The sequence below is a fragment of the Paracoccus chinensis genome, from assembly GCF_900102885.1.
Classification (GTDB): Bacteria; Pseudomonadota; Alphaproteobacteria; order Rhodobacterales; family Rhodobacteraceae; genus Paracoccus; species Paracoccus chinensis.
Genome location: NZ_FNGE01000019.1, coordinates 12,469 through 34,909, shown reverse-complemented (window position 1 = coordinate 34,909; position 22,441 = coordinate 12,469). Strand labels below are relative to the sequence as shown.

Here is a 22,441-nt window from a genome sequence, read left to right as displayed (position 1 = left end):
CCAGCGCAACATCATCGCGGGCCAGCTGCTTTCCTGAAAGGACCGGACATGAACAACCCCCGTCACAACATCCGCGACGTCTTCCCCCCGACCGGGACCGAGATCACGGCGAAAAGCTGGCTGACCGAGGCGCCCTTGCGGATGCTGATGAACAACCTGCATCCCGACGTGGCCGAGAACCCGCACGAGCTGGTCGTCTATGGCGGCATCGGCCGGGCGGCGCGCACCTGGGACGATTTCGACCGGATCGTCGAGAGCCTGCGCAAGCTGAACGAGGACGAGACGCTGCTGGTCCAGTCCGGCAAGCCCGTGGGCGTCTTCCGCACCCACAAGGACGCGCCGCGCGTGCTGATCGCCAACTCGAACCTGGTGCCGCACTGGGCCACCTGGGACCATTTCAACGAACTGGACCGCAAGGGCCTGGCCATGTACGGCCAGATGACCGCCGGGTCCTGGATCTATATCGGCACGCAGGGCATCGTTCAGGGCACCTACGAGACCTTTGCCGAGGCCGGCCGCCAGCATTACGGCGGCAGCCTCAAGGGCAAGTGGATTCTCACCGCCGGTCTGGGCGGCATGGGCGGCGCGCAGCCGCTGGCCGCGGTCATGGCCGGGGCCTGCTGCCTTGCGGTGGAATGCGACGAGACCCGCGCCGATTTCCGCATCCGCACCCGCTATTGCGACGCCAAGACCCATTCGCTGGACGAGGCGCTGGCGATGATCGCGGACTGGACCGCGAAGGGCGAGGCGAAGTCGGTGGCCCTGATCGGCAACGCGGCCGAGGTCTTCCCCGAGCTTGTCCGCCGCATGAAGGCGGGCGGCCCGCGCCCCGACATCGTCACCGACCAGACATCGGCCCACGACCCGATCCACGGCTATCTGCCGCTGGGCTGGACCGTCGCCGAATGGCGTGCCCGGCAGGAAACCGAACCCAAGGCCGTCGAACATGCCGCCCGCGCCAGCATGATGGTCCATGTGGCCGCCATGGTCGACTTCTGGAACGCTGGCGTGCCGACGCTGGACTACGGCAACAACATCCGCCAGGTCGCGAAGGAGGAGGGGCTGGAGAACGCCTTTGCCTTCCCCGGCTTCGTGCCCGCCTATATCCGCCCGCTCTTCTGCCGGGGCATCGGCCCCTTCCGCTGGGCCGCGCTGTCGGGCGACCCCGAGGACATCTACAAGACCGACCAGCGCATGAAGGAGCTGTTCCCCGACAACGCCCATCTGCACAACTGGCTGGACATGGCGCGCGAGCGCATCGCCTTCCAGGGCCTGCCTGCCCGGATCATGTGGATCGGTCTGGGCGACCGCCACCGCGCCGGCCTTGCCATCAACGAGATGGTCCGCAACGGCGAGCTGAAGGCCCCGGTCGTGATCGGCCGCGACCACCTGGATTCGGGCAGCGTCGCCAGCCCCAACCGCGAGACCGAGGCGATGAAGGACGGCTCGGACGCCGTGTCGGACTGGCCGCTTCTGAACGCGCTGCTGAACACGGCCTCGGGGGCGACCTGGGTCAGCCTGCATCACGGCGGCGGCGTGGGGATGGGCTTTTCCCAGCATTCCGGCATGGTGATCTGCTGCGACGGGACCGAGGACGCCGACCGCCGGATCGAGCGCGTGCTGTGGAACGACCCGGCCACGGGCGTCATGCGCCATGCGGATGCAGGCTATGACATCGCGCTCGACTGCGCGCGCGAGCACGGGCTGAACCTGCCGGGCATCCTCAAGTGAGGCTCGTGCGCCGGGGCGAAGGCAGGGCCACCCGCTGGAAGAACGGCGGCGGCGTCACGCATGAGCTGGCCGTCTGGCCGGACGGCGCGGACCTGTCCGGCTTCGACGCGCGGCTGTCGATGGCCGAGGTGGCGGCGGATGGCCCCTTTTCGGCCTTCCCCGGCATCGACCGCACCCTGGCCGTGCTGGAGGGCGGGCCGATGCGCCTGTCCTTCGGCGGGGCAGAGGTCGTCTTGGCGGCGGACGGCCCGCCCTTGTCCTTTCCGGGCGAGGCGCCGGTTCACGCAGAGCTGGATGCGGGGCCGGTGCTGGACCTGAACATCATGACCCGGCGCGGGGCCTTCTCGCACCGGATGGTCGAGCTTTCGCCGGGCGACGGACTGCCGCCACAGACCGTGGCCCTTGTGGCACGAGGGAAAGCGGGAATCGCTGGGGCGATCCTTAGTCTTGGAGACTGCATCCTTTTTCCTGCCCTTGCCACTGCAGAGGTGACGCATGGCCGTCTGCTCGCGATCGTCATCACTTCGGAGAAAGAAGCTTAAACTTAACTTGTTGCTGAAGATGGGCGACGTGATCAAGATGCGGGTTTACTTGGTCGCGCCACAGTCGGGCGCGTCGATGGACTTCCCCGGCTTCATGAATGGTTACACCCAGTTCTACGGCCCCGGAAAGCAGCAGAACCTGCCGACCCGTTCGGCTATCCAAGTGGCGGGCCTTGCCGATCCTGGCTGCTTGGCCGAGGTCGAGGCGGCCCGGCCCTGACGCGCCCTGCCCTGTCCGGCAAAGGCTGTGACACAGCGAGAAAGAACCGTCTGTTGTGTTGATTTCCACTTGGAACTGACCCGGGTTGGCGCCTGATTTCCACTGAGAGCGGATTTCCCGCGAAATGCACGGCGGCAACGGCATCTCCGAGGAGTTCCAGGTCATGCGCCACGCGCAGAACCTGGAGACGGTGAACACCTACGAGGGGACGCACGACGTCCACGCACTGATCCTGGGCCGCGCCATCACGGGCTTGCAGGCATTCGCGCGAGCTAGCCTTCCGTGTCCTCATGCGCATCTGCCTCGGGCAAGAACCTGTAGACCGAGGATCTTGCAATCCCGAGGCGCCTTGCGATAGCGGTGGGGCTGAGCTGTTCCATCTTGTGCAGCCTTCGCACCTCGTCTGAATCGATCTTCGGCTTGCGGCCCTTGTAGACGCCGCGGGCCTTGGCGGCGGCGATCCCCTCCATCTGCCGCTCGCGGCGCAGGTTGGTTTCGAACTCGGCAAAGACGCCTAGCATGTCGAAGAAGGCCTTGCCGGCGGCGGTGGCGGTATCCACCGGCTGCTCGGTGGCCTTCAGGGTGACGCCTTTCGCCTTCAGTTCATGGACGATGTCCTGCAGGTCCTTGAGCGAGCGCGCGAGCCGGTCGATGCGGGTGATCACCAGCGTGTCGCCCGGGCGCAGGAACTGCAGCAGCAGGTCCAGCTCGGCGCGGCCCTCACGGCGGGTGCCGGTCTTTTTCTCGGCGCGGATCACCTGGCAGCCGGCGGCCCGCAGCGCGGCCTCCTGCAGGGAGAGATCCTGATCGGTCGTGGACACGCGGGCGTAGCCGTAAAGGGTCATGAATGGCTGCTCTGTCCGGTTGGGGTCTAGACCCGCCCACGCTAGCGTCCGAAATCGTGAAACGGAACCCTATCGGACGCGCCCTGCTGTCCGATGTCCCTGTCCGCTTGAGGTAGACCCGAACTGACGCTTGTTCCGGTAGAGTACGATGCGACTGGTCCCTCAAGTGCATGTTTAGAGTTGTTACATCAACATGGCTTGTTTGGCCGGACAGTGCCATTGTAAGCTGATCGGTATCAATGTTGTCGACATTGCTTAGAAAAGGGCGGGTGACATGACTGCGCAGCGGGTCAGGATCATCGAAGGCGGCAAGCTCATCATCCCGGCGCCAATGCGACGGGAGCTCGGAATAGCCACAGGTGATACCGTTCTTGTCGATATTGAGGACGGCGAACTGCGTGTCCGTTCGCTCACACAGGCCATTGCCCGCGCTCAGGCCATTCTGCGGCGCCATGTGCCGGAAGGCGTATCCTTGGCTGACGAGTTGATTGCGGACCGCCGACGCGAGGTTGAGCGTGAGTAGGGTGGTGCTCGACTCCTCCGCCCTGCTCTGCGTTTTGAACGGAGAGGCCGGCGCGGATCGCGTAGCGCAAGTTCTGCCATCGGCCGTGATCGGCGCCGCGAACCTTGCGGAGGTTGTCACCAAGCTGCGGGAGCGCGGCCTGAGCGCCGAAGAGGTAGAAGATGTGCTCGGCGGTCTTCAGCTCGATGTACGCCCGTTCACGCCTGCCCAAGCCTATGCCACTGGGCACCTCAGACCCGCAACGCGAACCCTCGGCCTTTCGCTTGGGGATCGCGCCTGCCTGGCACTCGCGGCTGAACTTAGCGTTCCTGCCGTGACTGCGGATCAGGCCTGGTGCAGTGCCGACGTCGGGGTGGAAGTCGAGGTGATCCGAAGGTAGGGCAGCGATCTGCGAGACGCCGCATCCAGTCTCCGGCATACTGCTGGGCCGCCACCGGTCGGCATGTCCGGATCGTAACTGAGCAAGGGTATGCGGGACATCTGATTTCCTGACACTGAGCTACTCCCCGATAATTGGACAGTTTTCGGGATATTTAAGCTACTGCCTGCGCCTGCTGATCGATTTCGATACTGTTGAAGTAAACCACGGCGGGTGGCCATCCGCCATGGGCGGTGTGGGGCCGCTGGTGGTTGTAGAAGGTGATCCATCGGCCAATGGCAGCCTTGGCCTGTGACCCCGTTTCCCAGGCATGGAGGTAGACGCATTCATACTTTAGGGACCGCCACAGGCGTTCGATGAAGACGTTGTCGATGCAGCGCCCCTTGCCGTCCATCGAGATCCGAGTGCCAGCGCGCTTCAGCCTGTCCGTCCAGGCAAAAGACGTGAACTGTGAACCTTGGTCCGTATTCATGATCCCCGGCGCGCCGAAGCGGTGGATGGCCTCGTTCAGCGCTTCGACGCAAAAGTCCGCCTCCAGCGTGTTCGATATCCGCCACGCCAGCACCTTTCGGGTGAACCAGTCCATGATGGCGACGAGATACAGGAAGCCGCGCCGCATCGGCAGGTAGGTAATGTCGGCGCACCAGACCTGACCGGGGCGATCGACCCGTAGCCCGCCCAGCAGATAGGGATAGGTCTTGTGGCCCTTCCTCGGCTTGCTGGTGTTGGGCTTCTGGTAGATCGGCATCAAGCGCATGAGCCGCATCAGCCGTCGGATGCGCTTCTGGTTCACGCCGTGCCCCTCGTTCTGCAGATGCCAGGTCATCTGCCGGACCCCGTAGAAGGGGGTGTCGAGGAACTGCTTGTCGATGAGCTGCATCAGGCCGAGGTTCTGCTCCGTCTCTCCGACCGGTTCATGATAGAAGGACGAGCGCGAGATCGACAGCAGGCGGCACTGCGCCCCGATCGACAACGCCGGATGGCCCCGCTCAATCATCCCGCGCCTCACTTGCCGGTCCACGGCTTGAGCTTTCGTGACAAAAAATCGTTGGCGACAGCCAGTTCTCCGATCTTGGCATGCAGTGACCGGACCGTCTCATCCATCTCCGCAACAGGCTTTCTGCCACCGCGCTCGAAGATATCCGCAGCTCCGTCGAGCAGCGCCTTCTTCCATTGATGGATCATCGTCGGATGCACGCCGTATTCGGCCGCCAGCTCTGACACAGTGCGCTCGCCCTTCACGGCCTCAAGCGCCACGCGCGCCTTGAAGCCCGCGTCATGGTTTCTGCGTTTCCGCATTCCTGATCTCCTCGTTCTTGGAGACCAGCAAACGTCAGGTCGTAGCTTCCGTCACTGTCCGATTTCCGGGGAGCAGCTCAATCATGCTCAGCCGGCTGAAAGACGGGCGCCGGATCGCTATGCGCTGCGCCAGATGCCCCAAGGTCTTCCTGTCGGCCATTGCTTTGGCAGCCCCCGTCATCTTTTGGCTTTGACCATCGATGAGGCTGAGCACTAGAATGGTTTTAACTCGGGACGTGATGTGCATCGTAGCTTCGGCTGAAGAGGATGTTCTCGCATGACGTTTGGATCAGATGACGCGAATCTCTTACTGAATCCAAGAGTTTGCGGGACATTGTTGTTCATGGCATTTTCAGCAGCAGCCTCACCGGCTTCTTCCTGGACAGTTCATCCTGTCGGCGATTCTGTCACTCTTATGGAAAGTGGCGATGACTATCACGTAGAAATCGGGTGTCAGAGGCCAAGCGGCAGCAAGCTCAGGTTCGAAGTACACAGGTTCTTCCCTCCTGTAGAGGAACTGACGAAGATCCGTTCAGTGCAGGTCATGCTGGAGCAGGGTCAAGAGGCGACATTCTCGGAAACCATCGATGTGACGCTTTCAGATGAGCGTGACGTGAAAGTCGTTGGAGAGGTCAATTTTTCACCTGACGACATTGAAACGCTGGTCAAGGCCTCACGCATGACGATCAGCGACAATGCGACCGGAAAAATTTTATTCCGATCGCAAATGCAGGGAATTCTTGGTGGAAGAGACCTGCTTCGGGAGCGCTGCGGGATATGATGGGGCGCTGCCGTGTTCCACAATGACTGACACGGAAAACATCAGGAAAGGGATAACTTTGGCAACCCCATCCAAAGCTGCAGCAATCGCCCTGACCGCCGGGCTGTTTTGCGCGATAATGACGTCTACGCCTACTTGGGCCTGGGAGCACGGAAAATCGGAAGATAGCGCATGGGCAAGGATGGATCAGGATGGCATCCAACTTTCGTTCCAATGCCGACGCGGAACAGGCCGTGTCTCGATGGTTCTCTCCGATCTCTCGCAGGGAGCAGACCTGTCTGCCCCCCTGAGATCAATCGACACATCAGGCGCACTGATGCTGTGGATCCAATTGCCGGACGGTCGCACAAGTCGCGACTCCTTCGCAGGTTTCAATGAGCAAGGCTCGGTGGTGGCCGAGATACCGGCCAATCACATCAATTGGGAATTCTTTGCAAATGGCCAGCAGCTGACGCTTCAGGACACGGGAACCCGTAGGGAACTGTTCAAGTCCCAAATGAAGGGAACCGGCGCGGCCCGGCTGGCTTTCAAGGAGCGCTGCGGGATCTGAGCCAATGACCGCGATACGGTGAAGTTTTCCAGAGTTGGAGGTTATGGTGACTATCCCCTATCGAGGTCTGATCATTGGACTGACGGTCCTAGGCGCGCTGCCGGCTCATGCTCAAACCCAAGCCGAGCGGCTGGCGCAGATGATGTCCAAGAACTACTCCATGCAGTCGTTACAGGCCTTGATGCTGGGCGACAGTGAGGCAGCTCTGGAGTTCGCGCTTCGCGCTTTTCCTCTGGATCCCACAGATCAGGAAGCCGCGGCTCTGCTTGATGCGATGTTCGCCCTTGAACTCGCGTCCGGCTCCCGTGTTGCTCGGATCGAAGCTGAGGGCAGCGGTCTCTATAGTGTCGATCCTACTGGAACACGCGCCTTTGTAGGGTTTTACGATCCTCGTCCCGAGGTGAACTCGGCATATGTGCCGCCGTCCATCTACGATCCCCGCGACGGGGCTTTGATCAAGGTGCTCGAACCGATATCGGCAAGCACATGGCCAGAAAGATCCCCCGTCTTTTCGCCCGATGGCGGCCTTCTTGCCTATCCGACGATGCCGGTAGTCTCGGTCCAACTTTTCAATGCGGCGGACGGCAGCTTCGCAGGCGAGATGACGCCTAGTGACGTTTCGGAATATATTTCCCCAGTGCCCTTGGGGTTTTCCGGGGACGGCAGGCAATACGCTTACGGTTATCTCGACAACAGCGGCGGGATCCTTGTCTGGAATGTTGCTGATCAGACCCTGGTCTCTCACCTGAAGCCAAATGCAGCGGGTAACGCCGACTGGTTCCCGCTCGGCTGGGACCATGAGGACGGTTTTGCAGTCCAGAAGCTCGTCCGCGACCCTGAGACAGGAGGGCGTAAAAGTGCCGGGTTGGAGCGATGGCATCAGGATGGCAAGCAGGAATTGATAGCCGAACTAGACGGGGTCATCGACGCGGCGTCGCTGCGATCCTTCACCTTTCCCGATGTGCCGGTCGTATTCATGACTGATGAGGTTCGGTTGGCAGCAGTCGATCTGGAAAGTGGAGAGGTGCGTTTTACCACCGAAGTTTCCGACCCCGAAATCGCGCTCGTACGCAATGGAACAGCATTCGCAATCCGGCCTTTCGACATAGAATCGCTCGATGATTTCCAAGTCATCGATCTTCACGGCAACCGCCTGCAGCCGACAGGCCGGGATCTCATCCCTCTGGCGCAAGCTGCCGTTTCGCAAAACGGCATGATCGCCGGCGTTCCAAAGAACGCAACCCGCCATACATATCAGGGCCAGGACTTGCCTCAGGGCGCCGCGCTCTATGATCAGGTCTGGGCCGGGATCAGCGATGAAATAAAGCGATCAATCAACCAGGATCGGGTGATGCGGCCATGAGAGCCCTGGCTGCGGCAATCGGCTTGATCCTTGTCCTGGCAGGTCCGGCGCTCGCGCAGAACGATGCCACGAGATTGGCGAAGCTGATGTCGGAACAATATGCAAAGCAGGCGGTCACGGCATTGCGGAAGGGAGACAGGGAAGCTGCGATCGGCTATGCGCTGCGAGGTCTGCCGGCAGAGCCGACGGAAGAAGACTTGGCGGTTTATCATGATGCCACGTTCGCGCTTGAGTTGGCTCATGGCGCGAGAGTTCCGCGGATTGATCAGGATCGCTCGGCACGGTTCAGTGTCAACAGCGATGGAACGCGGGCCTTCATCTCGCACTGGGAGGACAGTTCCCGACCGGATACAGGTGACTTCCCACAAGCAATCATCGATCCGCGGGACGGCACCTTGATCCGCGAACTGGAGCCGCAGATCGAGGTACATGGCGTTACCTCACCAGGAATCTCGGCATCCTTTTCTCCAGATGGCGCGCTCTTGGCCTTGCCCTCCAACAAAACCTCCAGCGTTCATCTCTATGCTGCTGAGGATGGAACTTATCTGGGAGAGATGAAGCCTGGTGCCGAGGCCGCGAGTGGCAGCGGCTCAGGTTATGAGGTCGGATTTTCAAACGACGGACGTCTCTACGCCAGAGGGTATCTCGTTGGCCGATCCGCGGGCATCCATATCTGGGATGTCACAAGCAGAGAGCTTTTGCATCATCTCCCTATGGCATCACGAACCAACGCGCGGCAATGGCCTATTGGCTGGAATGACAGCGGGGGACTCTTCGTTCAGACAACCCTAAAGGATCAAGGCCGCAGGCAGAATGACCAGGTGACAATTGAAAAGTGGACGCTTGACGGGAGAAAATCCGATTTCTATTCGACTGAGCGGCCACCTCATGACAGCGGCATCTGGCCATTCCCTTTTCCTTCTGCCGGACTTCTCTTGTTGTCAGTGACAGAGGGTCTTGTTGCCTTGGACATGGCGACTGGCCAGGTCCGCTTTTCCAAAAAGGCAAGCGCTCCTTTTGTAGCCTCCGCAAGAGGCGGGCAGGCTTTCGTGATCATGCCACGGCAACTCATTCCACCTGATGAGTTCATTGTCGTGGACCTTCAGGGAAATGAGCTCGAAATCACCGGCAAGGATGCCATTCCTTTCATGCATGATGTCTTCTCACTTCGCGGCAATCGCATCACGGAGGCTACCGGTATGCTAGCCACGACCTACACAGGAGACGGGATACCATCCGGTATAGAACTTTACGAAGAGGTATGGGGCGCCATCGATGCGTCAGAGAAGAGTGCCATAGATGCAGAAAGGGTGCTCAAGCCGTAGAACGTATGACCAAACTAGTTCAGGCTAGAGCTTGATTCAGAAGACAGGGCCGGAAGTACTGTCTGCTTAGGGATCGTTCAGAGGACGTTCAGCCTACCCCCTGAACAGGCCCGCCGAAGACCAGCATTTGCTGGCAGGACAAAATCTCAGATGAATGGTCCGATATTTTTTGCAATGATGGGGCGTCTACTGTTACAGATTGGCCCATGACACAGATTTTGATCGGCTACGCCCGCTGTTCCACTGACAAACAGGACCTTGCTGCGCAGAAGGGTATCCTTGCCGGTCTCGGGGTCGCCGCCGATCGCATCTACACGGACCACGGCTTTACCGGCACGAACCGCGCGCGCCCTGGTCTCGATCAGGCGCTTGCAGCCTTGCGAAAGGGTGACACGCTGGTCGTGCCGAAACTGGACCGCTTGGCGCGTTCCGTCCCCGACGCCCGTGATATTGCTGACAGTCTAGCCAAGCGCGGGATCAAGCTTCAGCTTGGCACTTCGATCCATGATCCGACCGGTCCGATGGGCAAGCTGTTTTTCAACATCCTGGCGACCTTTGCCGAGTTCGAGGCCGACCTGATCCGGATGCGGACCCGCGAGGGCATGGCCGTGGCCCGCGCCAAGGGCAAGCTGCGGGGCAAGAAGCCGAAGCTATCAGACCGCCAGCAGCAGGAGCTGCGGCGCATGTATGACACCGGCGAGTATTCCATCAGTGATCTGGCAGAGGTGTTTTCGATCTCACGGCCGACCGTATATCGGACCCTCGGCCGGCAGGCGGTGGCGTGATGACGGATGATCCAAAACCCCTCCGTCCACCGTCGCTGAAAAGCGAGACCCGCCAGACGAACTGGCGCCGCAGCAACCTGCCTAAATACCAAGCCCATCTTGCCGTTCAGCGGGCGCTCATCTCTGGCGCCTTGGAAAAGCAGGCCTGCGAGGTCTGCGGCGCAGCCAAGGTCGATGCTCATCACGACCTATATGACGAACCCCTGAACGTGCGTTGGCTATGCCGGAGCCACCACGTCAAACTGCATCATTACGGCGAGGATATGTTCCCCATTGGCCGGCTGCAGGCGGGATCAGAGGACTAACGCAGCCAGCGACCATGCTGGACCAACCTGCTTTTCATAGGGCAGCAACTCTGCTGCTACTCTGCCGCCATGTCTTTTTTCCGCTCAAAGGCCGTATCCGCGCGTAGGCTTAGCCCGGCCATAGAGAGAAGCGCCCTATTGCGGTCGCGAGCCGACCTCAGGACTTCCGACCATTCAAAGACATCGATTATAGTGTTCATCACCCTCAACTCGCGGCGCCTACCTCGACCGTTGTCAATGGGCTCCCACGAGGCAAGCTCCCCGTTCTTGAGTTGCCCTTCAATGTCGGCGACCACCAAGCAATAAAACCGGCAATCGTGGCTCACCCTGATTTTCCGGCGTCCGAAACTTTCAACGTCACCTGCTTTGAGTTCGCGAATATACTTGGTCAACTGATCCTCTAGGCGATCGTTCGAGCCGTACTCTGTTCGACCAGGCTTTTTCAGCTCAACTATAAAGATCTCCTGTAGCTGTTCGATCTCGTCCACATCTTCATCTCCATAAGGAACGGAGATCGGTCCGAGGCCGAAACCTACATCCCAGACTACCAGATCAGGGCGATCTTCCGATCCTGATCCTTTAATCGACCGACGCAGTTGAAGATCCGAAGAAAATCCTGCTGTATAGGTGAGCCGCTCATCTAGTATCCACAGATCATGACTCGACCGCTCCACCGTTTCATAGTCCCAACCAGCCATCTGCATAGGGACCAATAGAGAGTGAAGCGTTCGCTCCAGGTGGTGCTTGCCGGCTTTTCCTGAATCAGTTTCCCGGACTCGGCGGATAAGCTTATCAAGCAAGTCTAGCACTACTTTTCGGCGGGCGGCGTGATGCGCGAGAGATGTCATCTCATTGATCTGAATGCCCTTGGCAGCTCGCTGGACGAGCTCAGAAAAGTTCTCGGGAATGTTACCGCCTGAAACCAGCGAGCCCACGAGATTTCCAAGCGTGATCTCACGTTCTTGTTCGCGTCTCATACGGACCACAGACAAAGCCCGGACAAATTGCTCGGGTGTTGTTGCAGTCGGAGGCACTTGCTCAACGAACAGTTCATCTGGATCTGAGAATGCGTAGATCGGCTGGTCGGCGAGAAACCTATCAAAAGCGAAGCGACGCTGCTTGTCCCACTCTCGGAACTTGTCGGATAGGATGCTATTCCGAACGGAGGTCACAACAGACCGAGTGATTTCAGCTAGTTCCCCCTCTGGGATTGTAAAGGCGGTACGGCTCTCTGCAGTGCGAGCATCAAGAAAATCGCTTGCCACGACTAGGTGGACGCGTAGTTCTTCCTGCCCTTCGTGCTCAAGGTCGCTGATGCCTAACAGATCGTCGATCTTCCGGGACTCTACTGTACGTCCATTGCCAAGCAGATGAAGCGCATGTTTAAGGTTCATGCCCCGCGACGCGCGCTTGTCGCAGAGAAACGCCGTTACGTTGAAGTCGCCAATGCTTTCAATCTGGACCGTCTCCGCGTGCAGGGGTCCGACTGCGACCAGTTCGGCCACATCTTTTGGGAAGTCGGCTTTCGTTATCGCCCCTGCTTCTGTTTCGATGCTGAGGGTGATCATGGGGCTATTACGACTCAGAAAATCCGCGATAAATTCAGAAATGGTGTGATTGACTACCATCGCAGCTTGTTTCGGAAATTTGTCGATGTATGCCGCTGAGCGCAATCCACGAAACCGGATAATTGTGCCAGTCTGATTTTCCAACCAATCGTGAGAGGGCGAAATATCTTGGATTTGATCTTCATCCTCTAAGACGAACTTGAAAGCTCTTCTCCGGATAGAGCCATGCTGGTCAAAATACTGACTCTGCACCTCGATTTGCCTGAACGCATCTAGCCAATAAAGGCGACCCACACCCTTGCCGCCTCGCTCCCTTTTGAACTCAGTATCAACCTCCAAAAAGGCTTCGTAATGAAGTTCATCTAGACCGATCCCGTTGTCTTCCACGGTCACTGAGACATTGTTAGAGCCAAGATCTTTGATTTCAACAGACACGCGGCCGTTGGACCTAGTCTCGAATTTTTCGTCGATTGCCATTACCGAGTTGCTCATCGCTTCGAGAACCGGTTGCAACGCTTGTTGAGGATTAGAAGGCTTCAACAGCTTCCGGACACGGCTTGAGAGATTGACGCGGAGAGAGGGCATGACTTTTTAATTATCCGGTGGCTGGGCGTAGGCTCTGACGAGCCTAGCTTGGGAGTGTTAAGTTGCCTAGGGTCAGGACCCATTGATCTGCCTGCTTTTACGTGATTCAGCCTCCGCGAGGAGACTGATCGATGAGCAACCTTTTGTGGCTGACGGACGAGCAGATGGAGCGGCTGCGGCCCTTCTTCCCGAAGAGCCATGGCAAGCCGCGTGTTGATGACCGGCGTGTGCTGAGTGGTATAATCTTTGTCAACCGCAACGGCTTACGGTGGCGGGACGCTCCCAAGGAATACGGTCCAGCGAAGACGCTTTACAACCGTTGGAAGCGGTGGGGCGACATGGGCGTCTTCGCGCGGATGATGGAGGGGTTGGCCGCGGCGAGCCCTGAACCCAAGACGATCATGATTGATGCGACCTACCTCAAGGCGCACCGCACGGCGACCAGCCTGCGGTCGAAAAAAGGGGGCGCGACCGACTGATCGGTCGCACCAAGGGCGGCATGAACACCAAGCTGCATGCCGTCACGGATGCCGACGGCCGGCCGATCCGGTTCTTCATGAGCGCAGGCCAGGTCAGCGACTACACCGGAGCGGCTGCTCTGCTGGAGAGTTTGCCCTCAGCGGAATGGTTGCTGGCAGACCGGGGCTATGATGCCGACTGGTTCAGAGAGACCTTGAAAGACAAGGGGATCACCCCTTGCATCCCTGGACGGAAGTCACGTGCCCGGCCCGTCAAATACGACAAGCGCCGTTACAAACGCCGCAACCGGATCGAGATCATGTTCGGCCGCCTGAAAGACTGGCGGCGCATCGCCACCCGTTACGACAGATGCCCGAAGGTCTTCTTGTCCGCCATTGCGCTCGCCGCAACCGTCATGTTCTGGCTATGAAACTTAACGAGTCCTGACCCTAGGCACCAAACCGCCCGCCTGGAAGATCCAGCCAAGCCATGCTTCAGCGGGCAACCTGTGCTGGATCATCAGGCTATCCCCACCTTTTTGCCCTGCCATGAGCCATCGTCCTTGACGATCAGGGGCATATCGGAACTATGCCCGGTGTTCCCTTATTGTTCTCAGGCCATGTCACTTGATCTTCATCCTCTCAGTGTCACGCTGATCGACCGCGACATGCCGCTGGCCGCGGTCCGGGTGCCGGCAGGCTTCCCGTCGCCTGCGGCCGATGACCTGGAGGAGACGGTGGACCCCATGAAATGGGTCGTCCGCCATGAGCACGCGACATTCTGGTGGCGCGTGTCGGGCGACAGCCTGGAGGCCGAGGGCATCCTCGACGGCGACCTGATCGCGGTGGACCGAGCCGGACGGCGCCGCAGCGGGCGGATCGTGCTGGCCCTGGTGGACGGCCAGATCACCGTCAAGAAGCTCGCCAAGAGGAACGGGGCCTGGTTTCTGGACCCGCGCGCCCGCAGCGACATCTACGAGACGATCCCGGTGACCGAGACGACCGAAATCTGGGGCGTCGTGGCAGGCGTGGTGCGCCGCCTGCCGGTCGAATAGGGCCATGCTTGAGGCGTACGACAAGCCGATAGCCCTGATCGACTGCAACAACTTCTATGTGTCCTGCGAACGGCTGTTCGACCCGTCCCTGCACGGCATTCCCGTGATCGTCCTCTCGAATAATGACGGCTGCGCCGTTGCAAGGTCTGACGAGGCGAAGGCGCTCGGGATCAAGATGGGGGCGCCCGCCTTCAAGATGCGCGACTTCATGCAGCGGCATGGCGTGAAGGCCCTTTCCTCCAACTACACGCTTTATGGCGATCTCTCTGCGCGGGTGACGCAGGTTCTGCATGGCTACTCGCCGCGCCTCGACGTGTATTCGATCGACGAGACCTTTGTGGACCTGTCCGGCTTTGGCGATCGCATGGAGGCGCATGCGGCCCGGATGCGGCAGGCGGTGCGGACGCAAGTGGGCATCCCGACTTGCGTCGGCATTGCGCCCACAAAGACCCTCGCCAAGCTGGCGAACTATGCTGCCAAGAAGAACCCGATCTTCGGGGGCGTCTGCAATCTGATGAACCCCCAAGTCCGGGACTATGTGATGAACCGCATCCCTATTGGTGAGATATGGGGCGTTGGCCCGGCGACCGAGGCCAAGCTGATTGCCCAGGGCGTCAGAACCGCGGCCGCGCTGCGCGACCTACCGATGGCGCTGTCTCGCAAGATCGGCACGGTTGTCCTGGAACGGCTGGTGGCGGAGCTGCGCGGCATCGCCTGCCTCGACCTCGAGGACGTGCCGCCGCAGCGCAAGGGCATGGCCGTCACGCGATCAGCCGGAACGCCCATGACGACTTTCGACGTGCTGGCGCAGGCCGTCACCGCCCACGCGACCCGCGCGGCTGAGAAGCTGCGCCAGCACGGTCTGGTCGCCGGGACGCTCACCGTGTTTTTCCACACCAACCCGCACAAGCCCGACCGCCCGCAGCACTCCGCTTCGCGCAGCGTGCGCCTGCAGCCCATGTCCAACCACACCTTTGACCTTGTGGATGCCGCCGTTTCTGCCGCGCGCCGAGGCTGGCGCGGCGATCCCTCCGGCAACGGCTGCGGCTATACCAAGGCGGGCGTCATCCTTGATGACCTGCTGCCCGAAGCCGACCGGCCGACCATGCTGTTTGAGCCTGACCGGCCGCGCGACGCGCGCCTGACGGATGCGCTCGATGCGATCAACGACCGGTTCGGCAAGAAGACGATGGTGCTGGCGCGCGAGGGCTTCGCCGGTGAATGGCGCTTGCGCGCCGATCACCGCTCACCCCGCTACACCACAAGGATCAGCGAACTGCCGACCGTGCGGGTTTAGGCTCCAAGCTCATTGATTTTCGGAGCCCGAGCATGACAGTAGGGGCGAGGGCGGAGAAGAAGGTCGTGGCACACCTGCCGTAGCGGGTGGCGACCACGCAGACCGGGCAATATCCCCTGAGGGGGGATACGCATCGCTATGACCGGTCATCATGATTGATCTTGCCGTTTATGGCGGCCTGTTTATGGCGGCCTTCACCGCAGCGACTCTGCTCCCCGCGCAATCCGAGATTCTGGTTGTCGGCCTGCTGCTGACTGACCACCCGCTATGGCTGGTGCTGGCTGTTGCGAGCGTCGGCAATGTGCTGGGTTCCGTGGTCAACTGGTTTCTCGGGCGGGAGATCGAACGGTTGCGCACCCGACGCTGGTTCCCGGTGAGCCCTGCCACCTTGGCACGAGCGGCGGGATGGTATCGCCACTACGGCAGATGGTCGTTGCTGCTGGCTTGGGCGCCGATTATCGGCGACCCTTTGACTGTTGTCGCAGGTGTGCTGCGCGAGTCATTCTGGGTGTTTCTGCTCCTCGTCAGTGTCGCGAAGATTGGCCGTTACCTTGCTCTGGCAGTGGCAACGTTGGAGTTCGCTTGACTAGGTCCCAATAGCAGGTCGTAGGTTATCTTGAGGGCGCCGCAGATGATGAACGGTCCTGCAAGAAATGTCCCGCCGAACATGGCCCTGGCGAGCGCTGGCCTGAGCGACGACGCTAGGCTCCGTGGCACGAAGGTGACGCTCGCGGCGGCCGTGTGCTCGCCTTCGGTCACCACGGCCACGTCGTAAGATGAACGGGTCACCCCTGATCTTTGTCCTAGGGCTTTTCGACCCTTCAGGGTTACAAGACGCTTGCTTCGCAAGAGGCCACTCTGGTCACTGCCAGATGCTCTGATCCCGCCAATTCTGAGGAAATCCCATGGCTGGCAGAGAGATGTTCGGATGTTCTGCCAGCAGGGCCGCCAAGCGGTCAGCCCAATGAGTGTCGCTCGAAATCGTTTTCAACAGCGTCTGGATAGCTACCGCATGATTGTAGAAGCGCTTCGGCTGCATAACATGGTTCTTCTCGGACTTGGCAACTGAAGGCACAATCCCGAACTCGCGGTTCCAGACACGGCTATGATGGGCGCAGAGGTTGCGAAGGTGCGATGCAGCGTGCAGCCAGGACTGCAGTCGGTCCCGCGGCAGTCCGAACTCTTCTGCGATCGTCTTTTTCTCTGAGTCGGCCAGATTGGCGAACACAAGCGAGACGCTCCCGAACGGCAGAACCTCGAAGACCATCCAGCTGGGTGGTTCTGCTGGCCTGTCATAGCGTTGCAGGTAATGTCGGATGAAGTCCGGCTGCTTGTGCGCGTTTACAGGGAAGATCCCGGTCTCTTGTCGCACCCGGCGCAGGAAATCCGCGTGCAGAAATCTGGGTGTGAAGCGAGCGGCAGCAAGATACCAGTGTGGGCCGAAGCGCTCGCTCAAGGTGTTTGAGATGGTGGCTCGAGCGGCCACCTCGATGCGTTCGGCCGCGTCCATGATGAGGATACGAAGCTTGCGATCGAAGACGTAACGATCAAGCACGGTCTCGAAGTCGGTCCCAGGGCGGAAGTCGTCATGCGCCATTGAGCCGTCGCGGTACTGGAACGGGAACCAGTAGCCGGAGAGGCGGTAATAGCCGATAAAGCGGAGGTAGTGCTCAGCCCTTGCCGGATCGGCGATAATCATGCCGCGCTGTTGCAGCAGGGCAAGTTGCGCGGCGATGTTCAGGGCCGGCTTCTGAAAGGGAACGCGTGGCAACAAAAAACCCGCCTGTTGCGCTTCGTCGAGAGGCGTGGCGGGTCTGTTGTCCCTTATATGCCCTCAGACGTGCGGAATGTCAATAGGAACCGCAGTCAGGCGGTAGCTGCCATTGTTTAGGGGCGTCCTGCAGGCAACGGAAGAGCCTTGAAAGCCGAAGAGCAGCACCACGGTGATCAGAAGCGCCGCTATGGTGAGAGGCTTGACGTGGTCCCGGAAGGCTTCGACGGCCTCCTCCCCGCCACGGACCATGAGGCGGTTGCGACCGCAGCTCTGGGAGGAAGGGGCGCAGGTCATGTCCGAGGAGGAACTGATGCTCTGCGCGCTCATCACCGATGCACGGCGCTCGGATTCCGAGACTCCGGTCATCAGTCCCGGCGGCTACATGCGCGGCATGGTCGAGGCTTGCCAACTCGGCAACCTCAATCTCGCCGGGAGCCTGATCGGCCTTAACGAACGCAGGCTGGCTGAGGAGCAGGGCAGGGGGCAGTGATGCAACTTCATCCCAGAACGGTAGTTATCGTCACTCGCGTTTGGGCCTCCTGAAGTTTTGGCGGGTTTGCGCGTCCCGCCTCCTGGCGTACATTTTGAAAGCGGCTCTAAGCACGAGGCACGAAGACAATGAATCCCACCAACCAGGTGATTATCAACCTCGTCGTATCAGGAGCCGGCCCTCTCGCCAGGCCACCCATCGACCACGAACGGGGTGCCACCCTCACCCGTGCGATCGCCGCTACAGTCGCGCTTTTCTCGCTGGGCGCTTGCGCCGCGCCAACGATCCGCACATCGGATCAGTCCCAAGCCGCCGTAGGTCAGGTGCCTGCGCAAGTGCTGGCTCTTGCGGGTCCGTACCAGGACTTGCAGACTGTGTGGCTGAACCCCGAGGATGGCTGCTACTGGTATCGCCATGGTGGCCAGGTCGAGACCACGATGCTGCCGCTCCGCACCGGAGCCGGCAAGGTGATCTGCCTCCAGAATTCGGACGCGCCATCCGCCGCGGGCTGATCGATACGTCGCGCCTCCGGAGGCGCGACGTATCGATCATGCGTCACGCTTCAAGAGGCCCGTCCCCCTCGGCGGGATAGAGGAACGCGGTCACGCCTGTTTCGACTTGGTCATAAAGGTCGTTGATATGAGGCATGACCATCCGAACGCAGCCTGAACTTGCGCGACTGCCGATCGAGGTCGGAAATGGCGTGCCATGAATCCTCAGATAGGTATCGCGGTCACCCAGATAGAGATAGAGGGCGCGCGACCCCAGCGCGTTGTCGGGTCCGGGCTCCATCCCGTCTGCGAACTTCGCATACACCTCGGGCTCTCGCCTGATCATGTCTGCCGTGGGCGTCCAGTGCGGCCATTCTGCCTTGCGCTGGATCTTATAGGTACCCGGCTCGTACAGACCGCCGCGCCCGATGGCCACGCCATAGCGCATCGCGGTTCCGCCCGGCTCGATGTGATACAGATAGCGCGCAACCGCATCGACGTGAATATCGCCGGGCACGAGTCCGGCTCGGGCTTCGACCCGCTGGGGCAGCAGTCGCGGGTGCAGACCCCACGGATTCGTAGTCGCCGGATCGTAGAAGGCCGGCGTGACCTGCGCGTCCCAGGCGGCCCTCTCTGAGGGCGTCGGCCATGACTGGGCCAACAGCGGACCGGATATCACGGGTGAGAACAGGGTTGCGGTTGCAGTGATGAAGTGGCGTCGGGTCAGCATCGAAACTTGATCCTTGTATCCTTGTGTCGTGCGGTATCCGGAGATCGGTCGAAGAGACGCGGCGAACGCCGGTCGGGCTGTTTACTTGCTGATCCTGCCTTATACCCTCTTCAGACGCTGCTGCGGGGAATGCCTTACCGCATCCTGCCAGCTAGCAAAGATCACAAGGATCAATACACCGAGAGCAATCCGGTCCCGTCCAGGCTGCTGAAACTGAGAGAGGAGGGGGGAACAAAGTAAGTTATTGATTAAATTACATAAAATGAATTATCATAGGTGCCCTTGAGGTAGCGCGTCCAGCGCGTCCACCTCCGACATACCGTTGTTCCGCGGGCTCTGCACCGCGGGCGAATATCTGCGCGCCCTTCCTCCGAGAGCAAATTGACGTTGGCGGTCTTCCGCCCACTTGTGCATCTTCCCGCTCTTGTCGGCTCACAGGTGGTTGCGATGTGGATGCGTCCGAATTAGGCCGCCCCCCAGACGGCCGAGCAGAGCGGCGTCGAACTGGGGCAAGGGCATTGACCTTCCGATCAATCCGGGAACTGCGCACGCTTGTCAGATGTGTCTTTCCTAAGCGAAGATTGTTCATCCGGTTCGGCAACAATGCCCGGTTCGTTCGCCTAAGCCCTGCAAGGTATGCCCTCGCGCAGGCTGGTAAGGCATCCCTAATAGTGTGGTGCCTGACGGTCACGTCCGTCCTAATCCTGGACTCGATCAGTTCCGCAAACGTACGCGGGCAGGCCGAGCGAGAGCAGGCGATCTTTGAGGAACGCGCGCTCGCACTCGGAAAAGAGCGCGACCAACAGGCGATGGAAGCGCTCGCCGCCCAAGAGCGGTTTGCAGCCGCCATGGAGCATGTCTCGTCGATGCAGAGCAGCCTTCTCGCGCTCGAGACCCGACGCCGCGAGATGGAGAGCGAGCTCCAGGCAGCCCAGACCACTCTGCGCCGTGCGATGGACGAGCGCGATGCGGCACTGTCTGCGTTGACTGCTTTGCAGGACCAGAAGGCGGACGAACTCGCCGGCATGCTCGACTTACTGACCCTCGCCCTGACCGAGACGGTGGGCGAGCGTGACCAGGCCGCCGCCAAGGCCAATGAGGCCGTTCGCCTCGCCGGCGAGTTGGAGTTCGAGTTGTGGCAGAGGGGAGAGGAGAGCGATCGAATCCTGCGGCAGATCGAGGACGCTCTGGTCGTCTCGGTCGAACCGCTTGACGGGATGCTCCGTGCGGCGGGCCTTGACTCGGACGCGCTGCTCGACTCCGTCCGAGATAGCCACTCGGCCCAGGAAGAAGCATTGGTTTCTGTCGCGGTCTCCACGATGGGCATGGCCCCGCTAGAGGACGCGATTGTACGCGCGAACCGCATTGTCGACCGGATCGACGAACTTGACCACTACCGCTTGGCTCTTGAATCCGTCCCACTCGCCATGCCGGTACAGGACGACTTCCGGTTCACCTCGCCCTTCGGCCGGCGCTGGGGCCGAATGCACAAAGGCGTGGACATGGCAGGGCCTGTCGGCACTCCTGTCTACGCCACGGCCGACGGGGTCGTCACGTTCGCTGGTTGGCAGAACGGTTACGGACGGATCATCATCGTCAAGCACCCCTTCGGTCTGGAGACCCGCTACCCGCACCTCAACGCCATCCGCGTCAAGGTGGGCCAGGAGGTCGCGCGCGGCGCGCGGATCGGCGACATGGGCAACTCGGGCCGCTCGACGGGACCCCACCTCCACTACGAGGTGCGCGTGAACGGCCAGGCGGTCGATCCGATGCGCTATATCCGCGCCGGCCGGGACCTCCTCTGAGCGGGCCAGCGCGCTCCTCCGGCGTGCTCGCCATCCGGCCCAGGCGTGGTCAATCGAGGATGACCGTGGCGAGCAGATTGATGTTGAGCGCGATAATTACTGCCGCGATCAGCGCGCAGACGGCCGTGAGCCAGTGCGGCGCTACCAGCGGGCCCATCTTGGCCTTTGACGCCGTGAACATCACCAGCGGCACAATGGCGAAGGGGAGTTGGAAGCTCAGCACGACCTGGCTGAGGATCAGGAGGCGCCCAAGTTCCCCCGCGCCAAGCCACAGGATCACGGCGACCGCCGGGACAATGGCGATGAGCCGCGTCACCAGGCGCCGCGCCCAGGCCGCGAGGCGCAGCCGGATGAAGCCCTCCATGACGATCTGGCCCGCCATGGTGGCCGTCACCGTGGAGTTGAGGCCGCAGCAAAGGAGCGCCACGCCGAAGAGCGTGGGCGCCAGGGCCGAACCCAGGACCGGCTCCAAGAGTACATGCGCCCGGTCGATGTCGGCTACATCGGTCTGTCCGCTGGCGTGGAAGGTTGCCGCCGCCAAGATCAGGATCGAGGCGTTGACTGTCAGCGCGAACATCAACGCGATGGTCGAATCCCACGTGGCGAGCCGGAGCGCCTGGCGCTTGGAGGCCTCGTCCCGCCCGAAGGCGCGCGTCTGCACGATCCCCGAGTGGAGATAGAGATTGTGGGGCATCACGGTCGCTCCGATAATGCCGAGCGACAAGTAGAGCATCTGGTCGTTCAGCACGATCTGGGTCGTCGGCGCGAAGCCGCGGATCACCGCCCCCCAGTCCGGGTCCGCCATGGCGATCTGTACAGCAAAGCAGGCGGCGATGACGCCCAGAAGCGCGACGATGAATGCCTCGACCCAGCGGAATCCCCGCGTCTGCAACCACAGGATCAGGAACACGTCGGCTGCCGTGATGAAGACCCCGATCTCGAGCGGGATTCCAAACAGGAGGTTCAGGCCGATGGCCGTGCCAATCACCTCGGCGAGGTCGGTGGCGATGATGGCGCCCTCGGCCAGAACCCAGAGCGGCACCGACACCCAGCGTGGGTAGGCGTCCCGGCAGGCCTGCGCAAGGTCTCGCCCTGACGCTACGGCGAGCCGCGCGCAGAGCGACTGCAACAGGATCGCCATGACATTGCTGAGCAGCGCGATGAATAGGAGTTGGTAGCCGAAGGCCGCGCCGCCTGCGAGGCTCGTCGCCCAGTTGCCTGGGTCCATATAGCCCACGGCCACAAGGTAGCCTGGTCCGACGAAGGCCAGGAATCGCCGGAATGGCGTAACACCCACGGGCACGGCGATGGAACGGAACACCTCGGATAACGAGGGCGTGCTGGAGCGCTCGCGCCAGCCATCGACAACGGGCATAGCGATTCGTCCTGCGAGTGATTATCAAGTGCAATGTCTACGCCGCCACGAATTTGGCTGTCAATCGACGGCTTAGTCGCCCGATGCTGCCAGTGCGGGCGAATGCGCTGCATGAAGCGCTCGTGCGCAGTTGCTCGCAACACAACACGCGCCGCCTGCACTGAA

The 22,441-nt window shown here is 61.0% G+C and carries 24 protein-coding genes and 2 pseudogenes; 20 read left to right on the top strand and 6 right to left on the bottom strand.

Features of this window, described 5'->3' with window-relative positions:
• The first annotated feature begins 48 nt into the window (after nt 1-48).
• From hutU to BLQ03_RS18040, 4 genes and pseudogenes are all read left to right on the top strand, one after another.
• Nucleotides 49-1,731, top strand: a complete 1,683-nt coding sequence (hutU, locus tag BLQ03_RS14975; RefSeq protein ID WP_090757131.1) for a urocanate hydratase — start codon at nt 49-51, stop codon at nt 1,729-1,731.
• A gap of 5 nt (nt 1,732-1,736) precedes the next feature.
• A complete protein-coding gene (locus tag BLQ03_RS14970; RefSeq protein ID WP_217629772.1) occupies nt 1,737-2,273 on the top strand; it encodes a HutD/Ves family protein in 537 nt (178 codons plus the stop codon).
• Nucleotides 2,274-2,292: 19 nt separating this feature from the next.
• Nucleotides 2,293-2,493: a RidA family protein gene (locus tag BLQ03_RS14965; protein ID WP_139166761.1), complete on the top strand. Its 201-nt coding sequence runs from the start codon at nt 2,293-2,295 to the stop codon at nt 2,491-2,493.
• 109 nt (nt 2,494-2,602) lie between these two features.
• A pseudogene (locus BLQ03_RS18040) lies at nt 2,603-2,758 on the top strand (acyl-CoA dehydrogenase family protein); the annotation flags it as partial.
• Between the two features lie 7 nt (nt 2,759-2,765).
• Here the strand turns inward: BLQ03_RS18040 and BLQ03_RS14955 are convergent.
• A complete protein-coding gene (locus BLQ03_RS14955; RefSeq protein WP_090757127.1) occupies nt 2,766-3,338 on the bottom strand; it encodes a recombinase family protein in 573 nt (190 codons plus the stop codon).
• 274 nt (nt 3,339-3,612) lie between these two features.
• Between BLQ03_RS14955 and BLQ03_RS14950 the strand changes: the two genes are divergently transcribed.
• Both BLQ03_RS14950 and BLQ03_RS14945 read left to right on the top strand, forming a co-directional pair.
• Nucleotides 3,613-3,861: an AbrB/MazE/SpoVT family DNA-binding domain-containing protein gene (locus BLQ03_RS14950; protein ID WP_139166760.1), complete on the top strand. Its 249-nt coding sequence runs from the start codon at nt 3,613-3,615 to the stop codon at nt 3,859-3,861.
• A gap of 4 nt (nt 3,862-3,865) precedes the next feature.
• On the top strand, nt 3,866-4,240 hold the full coding sequence (locus tag BLQ03_RS14945) for a type II toxin-antitoxin system VapC family toxin (RefSeq protein WP_217629771.1): 375 nt from the start codon (nt 3,866-3,868) through the stop codon (nt 4,238-4,240).
• Between the two features lie 154 nt (nt 4,241-4,394).
• On the opposite strand, the gene BLQ03_RS14940 is transcribed toward BLQ03_RS14945, so the two are convergent.
• Nucleotides 4,395-5,539 (bottom strand): IS3 family transposase gene (locus tag BLQ03_RS14940; RefSeq protein ID WP_425415743.1). Its coding sequence is split into 2 segments (ribosomal slippage): nt 4,395-5,272 and nt 5,272-5,539, totalling 1,146 coding nucleotides; the frame shifts between segments, so codons are not numbered across the junction.
• Between the two features lie 80 nt (nt 5,540-5,619).
• Here BLQ03_RS14940 and BLQ03_RS18035 point away from each other — a divergent pair.
• From BLQ03_RS18035 to BLQ03_RS14915, 7 genes and pseudogenes are all read left to right on the top strand, one after another.
• Nucleotides 5,620-5,733: pseudogene (locus tag BLQ03_RS18035) on the top strand (IS5/IS1182 family transposase); the annotation flags it as partial.
• Between the two features lie 83 nt (nt 5,734-5,816).
• Complete coding sequence (locus BLQ03_RS18030) at nt 5,817-6,320, top strand: hypothetical protein (protein WP_139166759.1); 504 nt, start codon at nt 5,817-5,819, stop codon at nt 6,318-6,320.
• A gap of 22 nt (nt 6,321-6,342) precedes the next feature.
• On the top strand, nt 6,343-6,870 hold the full coding sequence (locus tag BLQ03_RS18025) for a hypothetical protein (RefSeq protein ID WP_139166758.1): 528 nt from the start codon (nt 6,343-6,345) through the stop codon (nt 6,868-6,870).
• 46 nt (nt 6,871-6,916) lie between these two features.
• Nucleotides 6,917-8,233, top strand: a complete 1,317-nt coding sequence (locus tag BLQ03_RS14930; RefSeq protein ID WP_139166757.1) for a WD40 repeat domain-containing protein — start codon at nt 6,917-6,919, stop codon at nt 8,231-8,233.
• Nucleotides 8,230-9,558, top strand: a complete 1,329-nt coding sequence (locus BLQ03_RS18020) for a WD40 repeat domain-containing protein (RefSeq protein ID WP_139166756.1) — start codon at nt 8,230-8,232, stop codon at nt 9,556-9,558. Before BLQ03_RS14930 ends, BLQ03_RS18020 begins: the two co-directional genes overlap by 4 nt.
• Nucleotides 9,559-9,776: 218 nt before the next feature.
• A complete protein-coding gene (locus BLQ03_RS14920; protein WP_245688951.1) occupies nt 9,777-10,343 on the top strand; it encodes a recombinase family protein in 567 nt (188 codons plus the stop codon).
• Nucleotides 10,343-10,648, top strand: coding sequence for a hypothetical protein (locus BLQ03_RS14915; RefSeq protein WP_090757122.1), 306 nt, complete (start codon nt 10,343-10,345; stop codon nt 10,646-10,648). The genes BLQ03_RS14920 and BLQ03_RS14915 overlap by 1 nt, the downstream gene beginning before the upstream one ends.
• 56 nt (nt 10,649-10,704) lie before the next feature.
• On the opposite strand, the gene BLQ03_RS18015 is transcribed toward BLQ03_RS14915, so the two are convergent.
• Nucleotides 10,705-12,801 carry an ATP-binding protein gene (locus tag BLQ03_RS18015; RefSeq protein WP_139166755.1) on the bottom strand — a complete coding sequence of 699 codons (2,097 nt, stop codon included), beginning with the start codon at nt 12,799-12,801 and terminating at the stop codon, nt 10,705-10,707.
• Between the two features lie 131 nt (nt 12,802-12,932).
• Here BLQ03_RS18015 and BLQ03_RS14905 point away from each other — a divergent pair.
• From BLQ03_RS14905 to BLQ03_RS14890, 4 genes are all read left to right on the top strand, one after another.
• Nucleotides 12,933-13,690, top strand: a protein-coding gene (locus tag BLQ03_RS14905) for an IS5 family transposase (RefSeq protein WP_090757120.1) whose coding sequence is annotated in 2 segments (ribosomal slippage) — nt 12,933-13,269 and nt 13,269-13,690 — 759 coding nt in all. Because the reading frame shifts where the segments join, the coding sequence is not laid out codon by codon here.
• Nucleotides 13,691-13,879: 189 nt separating this feature from the next.
• Nucleotides 13,880-14,314, top strand: coding sequence for a LexA family protein (locus BLQ03_RS14900; protein ID WP_090757119.1), 435 nt, complete (start codon nt 13,880-13,882; stop codon nt 14,312-14,314).
• A gap of 4 nt (nt 14,315-14,318) precedes the next feature.
• Nucleotides 14,319-15,611 (top strand): Y-family DNA polymerase, encoded by a 1,293-nt coding sequence (locus BLQ03_RS14895; protein WP_090757118.1) that lies wholly within the window; start codon nt 14,319-14,321, stop codon nt 15,609-15,611.
• A 151-nt stretch (nt 15,612-15,762) separates the two neighbouring features.
• Nucleotides 15,763-16,197 (top strand): YqaA family protein, encoded by a 435-nt coding sequence (locus BLQ03_RS14890; RefSeq protein WP_090757117.1) that lies wholly within the window; start codon nt 15,763-15,765, stop codon nt 16,195-16,197.
• A 276-nt stretch (nt 16,198-16,473) separates the two neighbouring features.
• Here BLQ03_RS14890 and BLQ03_RS14885 read toward each other — a convergent pair whose 3' ends face one another.
• Nucleotides 16,474-17,382: an Abi family protein gene (locus BLQ03_RS14885; RefSeq protein WP_139166754.1), complete on the bottom strand. Its 909-nt coding sequence runs from the start codon at nt 17,380-17,382 to the stop codon at nt 16,474-16,476.
• Nucleotides 17,383-17,677: 295 nt separating this feature from the next.
• On the opposite strand from BLQ03_RS14885, the gene BLQ03_RS14875 reads away from it, so the two are divergent.
• Both BLQ03_RS14875 and BLQ03_RS14870 read left to right on the top strand, forming a co-directional pair.
• The gene (locus tag BLQ03_RS14875) at nt 17,678-17,875 is read left to right on the top strand and encodes a hypothetical protein (protein ID WP_139166753.1); all 198 of its coding nucleotides are present in this window, start codon (nt 17,678-17,680) and stop codon (nt 17,873-17,875) included.
• Nucleotides 17,876-18,003: 128 nt separating this feature from the next.
• Nucleotides 18,004-18,387: a hypothetical protein gene (locus tag BLQ03_RS14870; RefSeq protein WP_245688949.1), complete on the top strand. Its 384-nt coding sequence runs from the start codon at nt 18,004-18,006 to the stop codon at nt 18,385-18,387.
• A 43-nt stretch (nt 18,388-18,430) separates the two neighbouring features.
• On the opposite strand, the gene BLQ03_RS14865 is transcribed toward BLQ03_RS14870, so the two are convergent.
• Nucleotides 18,431-19,096 carry a L,D-transpeptidase gene (locus BLQ03_RS14865; protein WP_090757113.1) on the bottom strand — a complete coding sequence of 222 codons (666 nt, stop codon included), beginning with the start codon at nt 19,094-19,096 and terminating at the stop codon, nt 18,431-18,433.
• Nucleotides 19,097-19,614: 518 nt separating this feature from the next.
• On the opposite strand from BLQ03_RS14865, the gene BLQ03_RS14860 reads away from it, so the two are divergent.
• Nucleotides 19,615-20,901: a DUF5930 domain-containing protein gene (locus BLQ03_RS14860; RefSeq protein WP_281201012.1), complete on the top strand. Its 1,287-nt coding sequence runs from the start codon at nt 19,615-19,617 to the stop codon at nt 20,899-20,901.
• 49 nt (nt 20,902-20,950) lie between these two features.
• Here BLQ03_RS14860 and BLQ03_RS14855 read toward each other — a convergent pair whose 3' ends face one another.
• The gene (locus tag BLQ03_RS14855; protein WP_090757112.1) at nt 20,951-22,276 is read right to left on the bottom strand and encodes an Nramp family divalent metal transporter; all 1,326 of its coding nucleotides are present in this window, start codon (nt 22,274-22,276) and stop codon (nt 20,951-20,953) included.
• Between the last annotated feature and the right edge of the window lie 165 nt (nt 22,277-22,441).

Coding starts and splice junctions, on each gene's coding strand:
- BLQ03_RS14890 (WP_090757117.1), top strand. CDS start 15,763: ATGATTGATCTTGCCGTTTATGGCGGCCTGTTTATGGCGGCCTTCACC.
- BLQ03_RS14875 (WP_139166753.1), top strand. CDS start 17,678: ATGTCCGAGGAGGAACTGATGCTCTGCGCGCTCATCACCGATGCACGG.
- BLQ03_RS14950 (WP_139166760.1), top strand. CDS start 3,613: ATGACTGCGCAGCGGGTCAGGATCATCGAAGGCGGCAAGCTCATCATC.
- BLQ03_RS14870 (WP_245688949.1), top strand. CDS start 18,004: ATGAATCCCACCAACCAGGTGATTATCAACCTCGTCGTATCAGGAGCC.
- BLQ03_RS14865 (WP_090757113.1), bottom strand. CDS start 19,096: ATGCTGACCCGACGCCACTTCATCACTGCAACCGCAACCCTGTTCTCA.
- BLQ03_RS14900 (WP_090757119.1), top strand. CDS start 13,880: ATGTCACTTGATCTTCATCCTCTCAGTGTCACGCTGATCGACCGCGAC.
- BLQ03_RS14955 (WP_090757127.1), bottom strand. CDS start 3,338: ATGACCCTTTACGGCTACGCCCGCGTGTCCACGACCGATCAGGATCTC.
- BLQ03_RS18020 (WP_139166756.1), top strand. CDS start 8,230: ATGAGAGCCCTGGCTGCGGCAATCGGCTTGATCCTTGTCCTGGCAGGT.
- BLQ03_RS18025 (WP_139166758.1), top strand. CDS start 6,343: ATGACTGACACGGAAAACATCAGGAAAGGGATAACTTTGGCAACCCCA.
- BLQ03_RS14915 (WP_090757122.1), top strand. CDS start 10,343: ATGACGGATGATCCAAAACCCCTCCGTCCACCGTCGCTGAAAAGCGAG.
- hutU (WP_090757131.1), top strand. CDS start 49: ATGAACAACCCCCGTCACAACATCCGCGACGTCTTCCCCCCGACCGGG.
- BLQ03_RS18030 (WP_139166759.1), top strand. CDS start 5,817: ATGACGTTTGGATCAGATGACGCGAATCTCTTACTGAATCCAAGAGTT.
- BLQ03_RS18015 (WP_139166755.1), bottom strand. CDS start 12,801: ATGCCCTCTCTCCGCGTCAATCTCTCAAGCCGTGTCCGGAAGCTGTTG.
- BLQ03_RS14965 (WP_139166761.1), top strand. CDS start 2,293: ATGGGCGACGTGATCAAGATGCGGGTTTACTTGGTCGCGCCACAGTCG.
- BLQ03_RS14895 (WP_090757118.1), top strand. CDS start 14,319: ATGCTTGAGGCGTACGACAAGCCGATAGCCCTGATCGACTGCAACAAC.
- BLQ03_RS14855 (WP_090757112.1), bottom strand. CDS start 22,276: ATGCCCGTTGTCGATGGCTGGCGCGAGCGCTCCAGCACGCCCTCGTTA.